Origin of the sequence: Vibrio profundum (genome assembly GCF_050337555.1) — a bacterium.
Taxonomy (GTDB): Bacteria; Pseudomonadota; Gammaproteobacteria; order Enterobacterales; family Vibrionaceae; genus Vibrio; species Vibrio profundum.
The window spans coordinates 74,343-87,398 of sequence record NZ_JAKJTA010000011.1 but is presented as its reverse complement, the minus strand read 5'-3'; the positions used below and the strand labels follow the sequence as shown (position 1 = coordinate 87,398).

Annotated in this window: 13 protein-coding genes; 6 read left to right on the top strand and 7 right to left on the bottom strand. The window is 43.3% G+C overall.

Annotated features, from left to right (window positions below):
• Positions 1-3: 3 nt before the first annotated feature.
• A complete protein-coding gene (locus tag L4C34_RS12090; protein ID WP_428789592.1) occupies positions 4-927 on the top strand; it encodes a L,D-transpeptidase family protein in 924 nt (307 codons plus the stop codon).
• A 188-nt stretch (positions 928-1,115) separates the two neighbouring features.
• Here L4C34_RS12090 and L4C34_RS12085 read toward each other — a convergent pair whose 3' ends face one another.
• Positions 1,116-1,358, bottom strand: a complete 243-nt coding sequence (locus L4C34_RS12085; RefSeq protein ID WP_428789591.1) for an Lpp/OprI family alanine-zipper lipoprotein — start codon at positions 1,356-1,358, stop codon at positions 1,116-1,118.
• Between the two features lie 453 nt (positions 1,359-1,811).
• Between L4C34_RS12085 and L4C34_RS12080 the strand changes: the two genes are divergently transcribed.
• Complete coding sequence (locus L4C34_RS12080) at positions 1,812-3,155, top strand: DEAD/DEAH box helicase (RefSeq protein ID WP_428789697.1); 1,344 nt, start codon at positions 1,812-1,814, stop codon at positions 3,153-3,155.
• Positions 3,156-3,451: 296 nt separating this feature from the next.
• On the opposite strand, the gene L4C34_RS12075 is transcribed toward L4C34_RS12080, so the two are convergent.
• From L4C34_RS12075 to L4C34_RS12050, 6 genes are all read right to left on the bottom strand, one after another.
• Positions 3,452-4,669 carry an ATP-grasp domain-containing protein gene (locus L4C34_RS12075; RefSeq protein WP_428789590.1) on the bottom strand — a complete coding sequence of 406 codons (1,218 nt, stop codon included), beginning with the start codon at positions 4,667-4,669 and terminating at the stop codon, positions 3,452-3,454.
• 41 nt (positions 4,670-4,710) lie between these two features.
• Positions 4,711-5,280, bottom strand: a complete 570-nt coding sequence (locus L4C34_RS12070) for a hypothetical protein (protein WP_428789589.1) — start codon at positions 5,278-5,280, stop codon at positions 4,711-4,713.
• 17 nt (positions 5,281-5,297) lie between these two features.
• Entirely contained in the window at positions 5,298-6,002 is a 705-nt protein-coding gene (locus L4C34_RS12065; RefSeq protein WP_428789588.1) for a queuosine precursor transporter, read from the bottom strand.
• A 19-nt stretch (positions 6,003-6,021) separates the two neighbouring features.
• Positions 6,022-6,711, bottom strand: coding sequence for a helix-turn-helix domain-containing protein (locus L4C34_RS12060; RefSeq protein WP_428789587.1), 690 nt, complete (start codon positions 6,709-6,711; stop codon positions 6,022-6,024).
• 855 nt (positions 6,712-7,566) lie between these two features.
• Positions 7,567-7,914, bottom strand: a complete 348-nt coding sequence (locus tag L4C34_RS12055) for a cupin domain-containing protein (RefSeq protein WP_428789586.1) — start codon at positions 7,912-7,914, stop codon at positions 7,567-7,569.
• Positions 7,915-7,952: 38 nt separating this feature from the next.
• Positions 7,953-8,585: a response regulator gene (locus L4C34_RS12050; RefSeq protein WP_428789585.1), complete on the bottom strand. Its 633-nt coding sequence runs from the start codon at positions 8,583-8,585 to the stop codon at positions 7,953-7,955.
• A gap of 426 nt (positions 8,586-9,011) precedes the next feature.
• Here L4C34_RS12050 and pstS point away from each other — a divergent pair, with 426 nt between their 5' ends.
• From pstS to pstB, 4 genes are all read left to right on the top strand, one after another.
• A complete protein-coding gene (pstS, locus tag L4C34_RS12045) occupies positions 9,012-10,061 on the top strand; it encodes a phosphate ABC transporter substrate-binding protein PstS (RefSeq protein ID WP_428789584.1) in 1,050 nt (349 codons plus the stop codon).
• A gap of 68 nt (positions 10,062-10,129) precedes the next feature.
• Entirely contained in the window at positions 10,130-11,059 is a 930-nt protein-coding gene (pstC, locus tag L4C34_RS12040) for a phosphate ABC transporter permease subunit PstC (RefSeq protein WP_428789583.1), read from the top strand.
• Entirely contained in the window at positions 11,056-11,892 is an 837-nt protein-coding gene (gene pstA / locus L4C34_RS12035) for a phosphate ABC transporter permease PstA (RefSeq protein WP_428789582.1), read from the top strand. The genes pstC and pstA overlap by 4 nt, the downstream gene beginning before the upstream one ends.
• 44 nt (positions 11,893-11,936) lie before the next feature.
• Complete coding sequence (gene pstB / locus L4C34_RS12030; protein WP_428789696.1) at positions 11,937-12,734, top strand: phosphate ABC transporter ATP-binding protein PstB; 798 nt, start codon at positions 11,937-11,939, stop codon at positions 12,732-12,734.
• Positions 12,735-13,056 lie beyond the last annotated feature (322 nt).

The following is a 13,056-nucleotide window of genomic DNA, read 5'->3' as shown; positions in this document are numbered from 1 at the left end:
AGGATGAAGCAGTGGGTTCGCCAAATGTTAATACTATTTATGATCTCGTGTTTCTCCAGCTCAGTGCTGGCGGCCGCATATCTGCTGCCTTCCCAAGGAAGTCAGATTGTTGGTCGCACTCAATATCACGTAGTCAAAAAAGGCGAAAGCCTTGCCGATATCGCCAAAGAGTATGATGTCGGGTTTCTTTCGTTGATGGCAGCCAATAAGGGCGTCGATCCTTTTTTGCCAAAAGAAGGCTACGTGCTCACGGTACCTACCCGTATTATTCTCCCTGCCGTTCCTCGTGAGGGGATAGTGATAAATTTGGCGGAGCTGAGGCTATATTATTTCAACCCCGTGACGAAGAAAGTACATATTTTCCCTGTGGGGATCGGACGAGTGGGGCGTGATACGCCTGAGATGGAAACCACTATTAGCCAAAAACGTAAGCAGCCTACGTGGAAACCGCCTTTGTCTGTGCGGCAAGAATATAAGAAGAAGGGGATCGATTTGCCAGATATCGTCCCATCTGGCCCCGACAATCCGCTTGGTGACTATGCACTTAGGCTCGCTCATGGTATTGGCGATTATTTGATTCATGGTACTAATAAGAACTTTGGTATTGGCTTGCGAGTCAGTTCTGGCTGTATTCGCATGGAACCCAAAGATATAAAATGGTTGTTCCAGCACGTCGAAAATGGCGAAAAAGTACGAGTTATCGACGAGCCAATCAAAATGGCGTTAGAGCCCGATCGTAGCTTGTTTGTTGAGGCGCATGAGCCGTTAACTCGCAGCGATGGCAGTAAAAAGATCTTACGAGTGCCACAGGAACTGAGTTGGTGGCTGGGTGAGTTCCACCTTCCTGATGACAAAGTAAAGGCCGCGATTACCGCGCAAAATGGTGTTCCAGTGGAAGTGGTGAGTTCGACGTATGAGTTGAATTAGGGGGCGCTTATATTCTTAACCTGATGTCAGACAATAGAGGGTGAAATAAATCTGAGAGCGGGGAAATAACGAGCAGAAAGGGTGCTCTGGCTTACCATACGTTCCCGATAAGAAAGCCAGAGCGAAATTCGTGCATTACGATTAGTCCATTACTACGATTAGTGCATTGCTACTAGTGTAAGAATGAACTACTTAGTGTAAGACTGAGCAATATTATCGATACGCTCGTTGGCACGAGAAGCTTCTTCTTGAGCAGATTTAGAGGATTGCTCATTTTTCTGCATTTCAGATGATAGAGCGTCAACTTTTTTGTTTAGCTCAGCAACTTTGTTGCTTAAATCATCCACTTTTGACGCTGTTTCCATGTTAGTAGCACAGCCACTCAGTAGGAGTACCGAAGAAGCTGCAGCGGCTAAAAAGATTTTGTTCATATACTCTTCCTTTGTATTAACTCAGTATCAATAGTCTCGTCCTACACAGTCTTCATATATAGTGACGATGTAAAGTGTAGCTACTATCCTACAGAACTCCTACTTTTCCACAGCCAAAATTATTTATGTATTCAACAAATTCGTCGAATAATTGATTGATGTCTCATTGCTGAGGTGAAATAGTCGAGCGAGTCAAGACGTAATGCAATTCGTTATATTGATGGTCATCGACGGCTTCTGGCGACTATTTTTACCCTAGTGGTACGTTGACTTCGGTGTGACAGTCGGAGAGAAGTGCCGTAGCGGCCTAAATGGGTCTTAAGAAGTCGTTCCTAAGATGAATTTTCGGTTTTCTCTATCTGATCACACGTTATTCTTGCTATTATGCGCAGTCAACTTTCGCCCTTTTCGTTTAACTAAGAGAACTTTGGCGCGAAAATACGGTTATGTTTACTGGAGAATCCTTTGCAATTTAAAGAGTTAGGCTTAGATAATCGCCTATTAAAAAACCTGAATAACTACAATTTTACGCAGGCAACTGATATCCAAAAGCAGGCGATCCCTGTGGCAATTGCTGGAAAAGACTTATTGGCGTCATCAAAAACGGGTTCAGGGAAAACATTGGCGTTTGTATTGCCAATGCTACACAAATCTTTAAAGACCAAAGCGTTTTCTGCCAGTGATCCACGCGGCCTTATATTGGCACCGACTCGTGAGCTCGCCAAACAAGTATACGGTGAGCTGCGCACTATGCTAGGCGGCTTATCTTACGAAGCGGCGCTGATTCTGGGCGGCGAAAACTTTAACGATCAGGTGAAGGCATTACGCCGTAAGCCACGTTTTGTTGTTGCGACCCCAGGGCGTTTGGCCGATCACCTAGAACATCGCTCTCTCTATCTAGAGGGGCTTGATACCTTAGTGCTTGATGAAGCCGATCGTATGTTGGATTTGGGTTTTGCCCCTGAGCTAAGAAAAATTAATAAGCTGGCGAATCACCGCCGTCGCCAAACTTTGATGTTTTCTGCCACGCTCGATCATGCTGAAGTGAACGATATCGCATCTGAAATGCTGGATTCGCCGAAACGGATCTCCATCGGTGTGTCTAACCAAGAGCATAAAGATATCACGCAAAAGTTTTATCTATGTGATCACTTAGATCACAAAGAAGCGATTTTAGATCGCGTTCTGGAAGAAGCTGAATACCGTCAGGTGATTATCTTCACCGCGACTCGTATCGATACCGATCGTTTAACGGCTAAGTTGAACGAGAAGAAGATGAAGGCAGTCGCACTGAGTGGTAGCTTAAATCAAACACAACGTAACACCATCATGAGTCAATTTGAGCGCACAGTGTTTAAAATATTAGTCACGACGGATGTTGCGTCTCGAGGACTAGATATTGCTAGCGTGACCCATGTTATCAACTTTGACATGCCGAAGCATACGGAAGAATACGTTCACCGAGTAGGGCGTACTGGTCGCGCAGGTAACAAAGGAGATGCTATTTCTCTTGTTGGCCCGAAAGATTGGGATAGCTTTAAACGTGTCGAAACTTACCTACAGCAAGATCTTGCCTTTTCTGAGTTAGACGGCTTGAAAGGTAAATTCAAAGGTATTAAGCCTAAAAAAGCGGATTTCCGTAAGCAGAAGCCAGCAGGTAAGCCAAATAAACAAGCTCGTTCATCGAAGAGCACTAAGAAGCCAGCGAAACGCGATAAGACATTTATTACCAACGTAGCAGTGGGTGATACAGTCTTTATCCCTAAGAAAAAAACGCCGCCTAAAGTAGAAGATTGAGCCGACTGTAGATCTAACATAGCATTAGCTCTAACATAGTATTGCTTGAAAAGCGGAGCCTTTTCCGCAGTACATGATGATGAGGTTTGGTGACAAACCTTGAAGAAAAAGCCTCGATTATGACTCGAGGCTTTTTGCTATGCAGGTGATTGATTCCGTAACTTTCCGGCTCCGTTCCCTTGGCAACTTAGGCCCCTTGACGACTTAGTTCCGCTTGAGGACTTAGATTCTTTGATAACTTAGATTCCTTGATAACTTAGCTCCGCCTGATGAATAAGCTGAGTGAGAAAGGTCAGTTAGCTAGGTACGATAGGGTTGTATTCTCTAAGATTTTCAAAGTCTTGTTGGATCGATTCTAAACAATCATTATGCGCAGTGAGTACGCCGACACGATCTATGATTGATTTACTTTGATCAATGGTTTGCCCGATCTCAACCTCCCATTGAATATCGACTGAGCTTGCAAAGCTAGGCTTGGTTAATTGTTTCACTTCGCCGCTCGTTTTCGCGAGATATGACCAAATGAAATAGTGCCCAGTTAAGTTTTGTTGTATCGACAAGTCTAAAGATTGAGTTAATGCTTGGACGCTTAGATCTGCGATATTAACCCCATAGGTAACCTCATACATCTTCACAACTAGAGCTGCTGGTATTCGCGCGCCCACTTCTAAAAAGAAGCACTCCCCATTTTCGACAAAGAGTTCCAAATGGTAAATACCATTGCTATAGCCAAGTGCTTGAAGGCATTGATTTGAAAATTGAAAAATGGTGGCTTGCTGTTTTGGGTCTAAAACGGGAAAACTGGATAGGTTTTTGCCATTTTTAAAATCTAGGTTAGGAAATAAATACTCAGAACAGGCCTGAAATATGGGTTTGTTATTTTGAATGACCACATCACAGTGATACATAGTGCCAGATATAAACTGCTCAGCAATAAATCTATCGCCCACCGGGCGATACTTTAGATAGTAGTTGTCCAGTTCGGCTTGAGTATGGATAAGTTCAACGCCGTAGCTTCCTGCAGCGTCGACGGGCTTCACAATAAACGCTTGGCCAAGTGCCTGTGATAGGTGCCCATAATTTGCTGATAGCAAACATGATTTTGGGGTGCGAATCCCTTTTTCTGCGACGGCTCTTTTCATCCGAGATTTGTCAGTAAACAGGACTGCATCGCTTGGCGTTAAGCCGCTGATCCTGAATTGCTGTCTTAGCTCCGCTGCTACCAGTGTATTGGCCTCGCTGGTATTTACAATGTAAACATTGTTCGTATCGTAAGTCGCTAGCTTTGGTTGTAAAAGTGTAATCGTTTTATCTAGGTCCAACTTGATGATTGGTCCGCAATATGTCCCTGAAGAGCTTATGATCACTTTTTGGAAACATTGCTTGATGTCATGAGTTAGGTGGGTGATTTCTAACTGATCGACAACCAATATTAAATCGCATTCTCGAGATAAACGTGAGAGGGAGTATGACTGTAGCCCGATTGACGATAAGAAAATGATTGTTTTTCTCATAATTTAACACTCTTTAACTGAACGCTTTATAATTGCACTTTTTATAATTGAACGCTCTTTAACTTAAATTTTCTCTGCTTGGTTCTCAGTCTTTTGGCCTCTTCAAAGTCATTAGATGCCTTCTCAGAGTGTTTTTGACCTAAGGTGTAGCCAAGCTCAAATGCTTCACTACCCAGAAAACGATTCAGCAAGTCGTTATTATTCTTCAAATTCTCAGAGCCCACTCTTTTTATTTTGTCTGTACCTACTTGGTTCAAGGTGACCGTTAGTTCATAGGGAGAGGTTAGAGATGGCTTGAATGATTGAATTTTAATTCTTTGCATATCAACATGGAGTTTGATTTGCTCATCCAGCCTTACAATCTTTTCCAAATCGTCATAGGTGAGCTCTGATTTTAAATTCCTGTCCAACAATATTTCTCTAGCAGTAAAAACGTTTGATATGTTTTGGCCGACTACCTGCAATCGACAAACAGGGTAACCATGCTTTTTGCTGGTGACAATACTGTCTAGTCGAAGGCTTTTATTGGTCCCGTTATTTTGATTATGTACTGCTGAGTTAACGGATAAAAAAGCTTTTTTAAGTCTCCGATATTGTTGAACTAGGCTCATGGCATATCCTTGAACAATTAGAACTTGAAGGGAGAGAAGTTGGTGTTGTAGTCGTATACGTCTGTCCCTTCCACTTTCTTAAAGAAGCCAGCCAGTAACGACACGAACGGAGCTTGAAGGGTGTTGGCGAACAATTTCCACAACCAACCAGTAAAGATTAGTGTGAATATTTCTTTCAATGGTTTATCGAACGCGAAAATAGTCATGTAACCAATGGTCAGTAGGACAAGCTCAGAAACAGCGCAGGAAGCTACTTGTCTGAGCCAAAAATGTTTCCCTTTCCACATCATCTTTAATTTTTGGATTAGGAATGAGTTCAAAAAGTAACCGACAAGTACGGCTATTAAGCCACCAGTACCTTGCCTCCATATCGAGTGAAAGAGTTGGTCATATGATTGACCTAATTGCCAAGAGTCTGGTGATGGCAAGCTCAACACCATTTGTATGCCGAGAGTAAACAAGAGGATACATAGTGCGTTTGACCATATCACTCTTCGAGTATGATGATAACCATATACCTCTGCCAGTATGTTACAAATTGAGTAATCTAAGGTATAGATCAGTGCGCTAGAGGCAATAAATAAGTGACTAACGCCTATATCGATAGGTTTGTATATAACGACGGTGGATATTGCTTGGATCATGACAAAGATACATGAAAGAGGAACCAGAAGCTTATAGTCACCTGATCCTTTTCTAGCCGAGTATAGTATGTTTTCCATTGATTATTCTTCTTTATATTTAATAGTTTACGATTGTCTGTACAACACATCCATAAAATGTCGGGCTCTCACAGAAAGTAATGTTTAAGCCTTCCATCATGGGTTTTAGGTAAATATCATCACCGTCCATGAGGACCTGCCTTAGTGATGGTTTTTTTTGATTTGTTTTTTCTGTGACTAACGCATAATCGTAGTGATTTATTTCGGCATCCAAATCGATGATATGAATGGTATGGTCCTTGTGGATATGATTGACTAAATCATCGGCACCCGATTCAATTGCAAACGCTCTATCACCAACAGCAAGTTCAGTGTTTACCCACTTGGCATACTCCCTTGTAACGAAGCCATCACTCCATGCTATTACTTCATCTAACTTGATTACTGGAACCTGTATGAGCGTAGCACTGGTAATATTGATATCGCCCGTGTATGTGGCTCCGCCCAGCGAGTCTCCGATTAGGTTTTCGATAGAAACCCCAAAATAGTTGGCTATTGGCGCCAAGGTGGTTACGGTGGGGTTTGCACATGAAGCAGCGGAGCGCAGCCTATTAATTGAGCTTATGGTCAAACTTGTATGCTGGCTCAATTCTTGTGAATCAATATCAGCTTGTAGCATAAGTTGCTTTAAGTTTTTTGATAGATTCCCAGTAATATCCTCTTTGTCGGTTGGGATTTGTGGTAGAAACTTTTCCAAAACATTTTTCATAAACTGGGCCCGCAATATCACTATGGTTTATTTTCCGCTTAGCCGGAGGCAGCGGACTTTAGCAATTGAAAACGGGCATCATTCTGCAAAGTTAGCCCATACTTTGTACGAATTAGATTAGATGCTGCTTATTACGCCTCTGAACGTCATTATTTCTGAGTGATTTTTAATCACCTTATCTTTGGGAGGTGAAATAATGGGAGGAGATTATATGGATATCATTACTTAACTGCAACTGTACACTATGCAGTTATGCTCAATATGTTTCTTCCGATTAGAAACATAACGGGAAACTTTGACTTAGCCCGTGAATGATATAAATTAAAAATTTGAGTTATATGTGATTTGATGTATATTTGCTTTTTATAAAGCGTAAATTTTTCCTATTTATGAGAATGTTAGTGTGAAATAATTCTGCATATCTCGTCTTTGGACAGAGGAGAACTCGTATAATTAACGCTCGTATGATTGAAATAGTTCGCTACCTGGAACAATGGGTTAGAGCTACCACTAGCTATGAGCTTTTTAAACCTTGTTCTTGAGAGTTCATAGCGCAGCGTTCTATCGGTCTTTTTAGAGTGCTGTTACATAGCCAACTAACATTTCGTCCAACAGTATCCGTGTCGCGGTGCCTCTTCAAATTCGGACAAGCCGTGCCCAAGTAGCATTACTTGGGCACTTTTTCGTTTGGTAGGTTTGGATATAAAGATTTCGAAGCAGCACACCTTCTATAAATAAGAAGGCGTGAGCTATGAGGGAACCCTGTCAATCCTGATTTCAGATAATAACTGCGATATTGTCGATGCTAGCGGAGGCTTTATTTGTTGGTGGGTATAAGTCTATGTGGGCTCGACTTTATAAGCTCATCTGGATGATCAGTAGTTCGATATTACCATCTGAGTCATTAACTAAGCCATGCTCGCCATACGGTGGGTTCTTGATCATGTCGCCTTTCTTTATTGTTACTTGTTGGCCAGCGACGGTCATTGTTCCGGTACCTTCAAGGACGATGTACATTTCTTCATTGTTGCCATGCTGATGATAGCCCACGGTCGACTTGGGTGGGATCACTTGTCGATCCATAAAGTCACAGCTGCTTGAAAAATCTGATTTGCTCCAGATCTCATACAGTTCGGTGTCACCTTCACCACCATGTGCTGATTGAATCTGCTTTTCTGCTTCTAGAAAATTTTTAATTGTCATGAATTTCCCTATAGCCGATAACGGCTGATGTTGTAAGGCTAGCGCAGCATACTGGAGTATACCTGGCGCCCTTTTTCCGTGAGCGAGTATACACGGCCAGCCTCTTTCTTCACTAGGGTGCAGCTCACAAGTTGTTTAAGGTGGAAGTTGAATTTTGTGTGGTCACTCACACCAACAATACGACATAAATCCATGAATTTGATTGTTCTGTGCTGTTTGATCTTCTGTAATGTTTTACGACGGATTGGGTTGGCGAGTGCACTAAAGATTAAGTCATGGCTTCTCTCATCGATGGATGAATTCTTTGACCTAGTCGCGTGTATACGTTTTAGTGTGGTCGCAAGAGACGCTGGATCGATGGGCTTTGTAATGAAGTCGTCTGCTCCTTTCTTCATAGCATCTACCGCAACGTCAACTGTCGCAAAAGCAGTATAAACGACGACGCCGATACTTGGCTGTAGTCTCCTTAAAGGCGTGATTGCCTCAATACCCGTTATTCCGGGCAAGACGACATCGAGCAGGGCAAGGTCGAAGTCATTACTTTCAGCGCTTTCTAAAGCATCTTCCGCATTGTCAAAAGCCTCAACTGAAAAAGAGTCTTGGCGAAATGCGTCAATCAACATTTCTCGTAATGATCGGTCATCTTCAACGAGCAACAAGGTTCGAGTCATTCGTGTTTCCTAGTTTAGTGTTTGCATTGCGTATGGATACGTGATTTTTCATGGCATGAAGTCATTTACTGAGGCAACTTCTTAGCATCAATATTGCTGTCATATTACGCCTTATCTCCTAACGTGCTGGTGGAAATGTGAGCGCCATCATTTCTTCATAAAATCGAATTTTTGCCCGTTTTTGTGAAGTATTCTTATCATAAAATAGCCTTTTGAGATAATTATTACCAGCAATTTTCTATTTGGATAGAGGTTTAATAAATCTGTCACATAGTGTTCTTAATCTGCATCTCATCGACTAGGCAATACCGGTTGATGAATCGAAGTGATATCGATTGTTAGAGTTTTACTGGAACTTAAAACTAACCTAGGTGACAAGAGCAATTCCTCAGCTCGCCTAACACGAATTTATATCGGAGATATATTGTGAAATTTATCAAATCAGCTCTAGTGTCATCGTTACTAGTTGCAGCATCGTTCGGCGCGTCAGCTCAGACTACGATTAACGGCGCTGGTGCGACTTTCCCTCAACCAATCTACGCTCAGTGGGCTTCTCAATACCATAAACTAGAAGGTATGCAGATTAACTACCAAGCGATTGGCTCTGGCGGCGGTATTCGTCAAATTACAGCTAACACTGTAGATTTTGGAGCAAGTGATGCCCCTCTGACGGTTGAGCAGCTAAACAAAGGGAAAATGATCCAGTTTCCAATGGTGATGGGCGCTATCGTGCCTGTTGTTCACTTACCAGGTATTAAACCGGGCGAACTAAGACTGAATGGTAAAGTTCTTGCAGATATCTACCTAGGCAACATCAAAAACTGGAGTGATAAAGCGATTGCTGATTTGAACCCAGGTGTAAAACTGCCTAACGAAGCAATCTATGTTGTCCACCGTTCTGATGGTTCAGGTACAACATTCAATTTCACTGAGTACCTAGATCAAGTGAGCCCAGCTTGGCACAAGCAAGTGGGTTATGCTAAATCGATAAGCTGGCCTTCGAAAGCGATTGGCTTAGGCGGTAAAGGTAATGCAGGTGTTGCCAATTATGTGCAGCGTACCAAAGGTTCGATTGGCTATGTTGAGTATGCTTACGCCAAGCAAAGCAACATGACTTACACGCAAATGCAAAATCGCGATGGCAAATTCCTGATGCCAACGATGAAAAGTTTCCAAGCTGCGGCTGCGAATGCTGATTGGAAGAACGCACCAGGTTATCACTTGTTGCTGAACAATCAGCCGGGTGCAGAATCATGGCCAATGACTGCTGCAACTTTCATCCTACTGCATAAAGATCAGAAAGATGAAGCGAAAGCAGAAGCAATGCTCAAGTTCTTCTCGTGGAGCTACAACCACGGCAAGATGGCCGCGTCACTTGATTATGTTCCAATGCCTGCAAGCGTTGTGAACATGGTAAAAGAGACTTGGGCGAAAGAGCTTAAGCACAATGGCAAAACCTTCGTGAACGCGAAGTAATCTAAACGATAAACACCCCAACTGCTTGTAATTAATTTGCTGGCGAGTTGGGGTGGTGAAATCTTATTATGACGACATTTGTTTTAAAAAATAAAGTAAACGGCGATTCAATCTTTAGTAAGTTGAGCTTATTTAGCGCCTTATTAATACTTATCGCTCTGACTGGCATCGTAGTTTCTCTTGTTAAGGGTGGCTTGCCTGCGTTTGAAAAGTTTGGCTTCGGATTTATTTTCCATGATGTATGGGATCCGGTCGGAGGTAACTTTGGTGCAGCAGCAGAAATCTACGGAACGCTGGTTTCTTCTTTCATTGCGATTCTCATCGCAGCGCCAGTTTCTTTGGGCACCGCAATCTTTTTGGCTGAGTTGACGCCAACTTGGATCAGTGAGCCAGTCGGTAAAGCGATTGAGCTTCTTGCAGCAGTGCCGAGCATTATCTACGGTATGTGGGGACTGTTTGTGTTTGCCCCATGGTTCTCAAACGGCTTTCAGATGTGGGCAGCGGCAAACCTAGGTGATTTGCCTGTGATTGGCCCTCTGTTCAATGGTCCACCGATTGGGATTGGCTTACTGACCGCGGGCATCATCTTGTCCATCATGATTCTACCAATCATGACTTCGTTGGTCCGTGATGCACTAAGATCTATTCCAAATGTTTTACGTGAGGCTGCGTATGGTACAGGCGCAACCCCATTTGAAGTGATTGTTAAAGTTCTGCTGCCTAAGATTCGTAACGCCGTTGTGAGTGCGGGTATCTTAGGTCTTGGCCGAGCGTTGGGTGAAACAATGGCAGTGGCGTTTGTTGTTGGTGGTGCTAACCATATTTCCGATTCGCTATTTATGCCAGCGAGCACAATTTCTTCAACGATTGCACAGCAATTTAACGAAGCAACGGACCCTATCCATGTGGCCTCATTAATTGGCTTGGGCGCAGTTCTGTTTGTAATCACCTTGATTGTTATGGCCGCTGCGAAGCGACTACTTAGGAAGTCATCATGAGCGTAAGAAAAATCAAAAATTTGGTTTTCCGTCTGTTTTGTATTGCGTCTGCTGCTCTAGGCATTTTAATCCTTGCTAGCATCTTGCATACGTTGATCATCGATGGCATCAAAGGCATCAACTGGGCGGTATTCAGTGAACTGACTCCAGGGCCGGGCAGCGAAGGCGGTCTGAAAAATGCGTTGATTGGTAGTTTCATGCTGACTTTAGTCGGTATTTTGATTGCTGCGCCGATTGGTGTATTAGCCGGAACTTGGCTTGCAGACAAAGATGAATCGAACAAAGTCGCGGAGAGTATCCGATTTTTGAACGGTATGTTAATGAGCGCGCCATCGGTGTTAGTCGGCCTGTTTGTTTACGCGGTTATCGTGGTGCCAACAGGAGGCTTTTCAGGTTGGGCAGGCGCAGTTGCGTTAGCGATTTTAGCCTTGCCAATGATTGTGACTTCAACGGAAGAAATGCTGAGACTGGTTCCACCAACATTGAAAGAAGCGGGTACTGGAGTTGGCGCGCCAAAATGGCGAGTAATTACACAACTTAGCTACCGCGCTGCGGCACCGGGTATTATTACTGCTATCTTACTTTCTGTGGCACGTATTTCCGGAGAGACAGCACCGTTACTGTTTACATCATTAAACAGCAACTTTATGACAACAGACATGAGCCAACCAATGGCTAACTTGCCAGTCACCATCTATCAATTTGCGATGAGTCCATATTCTTCATGGCAGCAACTGGCTTGGGCAGGGGCACTGATTGTGACCACCTTTATCTTGATTATGAATATACTGGCGACTGTGTTGCCGAAAATGATGAAAGCGAGAAAAGCATGAATATCGCAGCGGCAGACGTTTTTAGTGAGAGCAAAATGACCACAATGACTTTAAACACGGCTTCGAACGATGAAGTGGCCCACCCGAAACATCGTATGGACATCAACGATCTAAGTTTCTTCTATAAGAAAGGATCTAAGCCAGCGCTGAAAAACGTCTCTATGCCAGTCTATAAAAATCGTGTGACTGCGCTGATCGGGCCATCTGGTTGTGGTAAATCAACGCTACTGAGAACAATGAATCGTATCTACGATCTTTATACTACTCAGTATGCAGAAGGCGAAATTTTGCTTGATGGCAAAACCATTTTCTCAAACACCGACGTCAACGAGTTGCGCTCAAAGGTTGGTATGGTTTTTCAAAAACCTACCCCGTTCCCAATGTCAATTTACGAGAACATGGCATTCGGTCTGAGACTACAAGGCAAATATTCAAAAGCTGAACTCAGAAGCAAAGTGGAATCAGCTCTGAAACGCGCGCACCTTTGGGAAGAAGTAAAAGACAAACTCAACGCAGATGCAAACGGTTTGTCGGGCGGCCAGCAGCAGCGCTTATGTATTGCCCGTACTATTGCGTTAGAGCCGGAAGTGATCTTGATGGATGAACCCACTTCAGCGCTCGACCCAATTGCAACCGCCGCTATCGAGACCTTAATCACTGAGCTAAGAGACAAGTTCACTATCGTGATCGTGACTCACAACATGCAGCAAGCGGTCCGTATTTCTGATTACACTGGTTTTATGTATTTAGGCCAGCTTGAAGAGTTTGGTACGACGGATCAAGTTTTTGAGCGTCCAAACCAAGAGAAGACTCGTCAATATATTTCTGGTGACTTCGGTTAAGCACTCAGTGAGTTCTTAAGACGGAAGTTAGTTTCAGGAGCCCTTTTGTGATTTCACAAAAGGGCTTTTTTGTGCGAGAAGCTAAGTGATTTTCTCAACGTCAATGTCGATTTGCTTACACTGGTCATCGACGACCTGAAAATTCATGGTGTCTTTAGTCGTCAATACAACGGTATGGATATCATGGCTATCTCCAACACCAAAGTGGGCGTTTCGCTAACTACGCCTCACGTTAACGCTATGTTTTTTCTGAGGCCAGTAGAATCAATGGCGATGGTCGTTAACCTCTCACTTGGCTTATCCGTGGATTTGATGTCGGCGC

What these genes read in the sequence shown, in the direction of transcription:
- L4C34_RS12050 (WP_428789585.1), bottom strand. Translation starts at nt 8,585, where the DNA reads ATGACTCGAACCTTGTTGCTCGTTGAAGATGACCGATCATTACGAGAA.
- L4C34_RS12070 (WP_428789589.1), bottom strand. Translation starts at nt 5,280, where the DNA reads ATGAGCCTAGTTCAACAATATCGGAGACTTAAAAAAGCTTTTTTATCC.
- pstB (WP_428789696.1), top strand. Translation starts at nt 11,937, where the DNA reads ATGACTTTAAACACGGCTTCGAACGATGAAGTGGCCCACCCGAAACAT.
- L4C34_RS12055 (WP_428789586.1), bottom strand. Translation starts at nt 7,914, where the DNA reads ATGACAATTAAAAATTTTCTAGAAGCAGAAAAGCAGATTCAATCAGCA.
- L4C34_RS12085 (WP_428789591.1), bottom strand. Translation starts at nt 1,358, where the DNA reads ATGAACAAAATCTTTTTAGCCGCTGCAGCTTCTTCGGTACTCCTACTG.
- L4C34_RS12075 (WP_428789590.1), bottom strand. Translation starts at nt 4,669, where the DNA reads ATGAGAAAAACAATCATTTTCTTATCGTCAATCGGGCTACAGTCATAC.
- L4C34_RS12090 (WP_428789592.1), top strand. Translation starts at nt 4, where the DNA reads ATGAAGCAGTGGGTTCGCCAAATGTTAATACTATTTATGATCTCGTGT.
- L4C34_RS12065 (WP_428789588.1), bottom strand. Translation starts at nt 6,002, where the DNA reads ATGGAAAACATACTATACTCGGCTAGAAAAGGATCAGGTGACTATAAG.
- pstA (WP_428789582.1), top strand. Translation starts at nt 11,056, where the DNA reads ATGAGCGTAAGAAAAATCAAAAATTTGGTTTTCCGTCTGTTTTGTATT.
- L4C34_RS12060 (WP_428789587.1), bottom strand. Translation starts at nt 6,711, where the DNA reads ATGAAAAATGTTTTGGAAAAGTTTCTACCACAAATCCCAACCGACAAA.
- pstC (WP_428789583.1), top strand. Translation starts at nt 10,130, where the DNA reads ATGACGACATTTGTTTTAAAAAATAAAGTAAACGGCGATTCAATCTTT.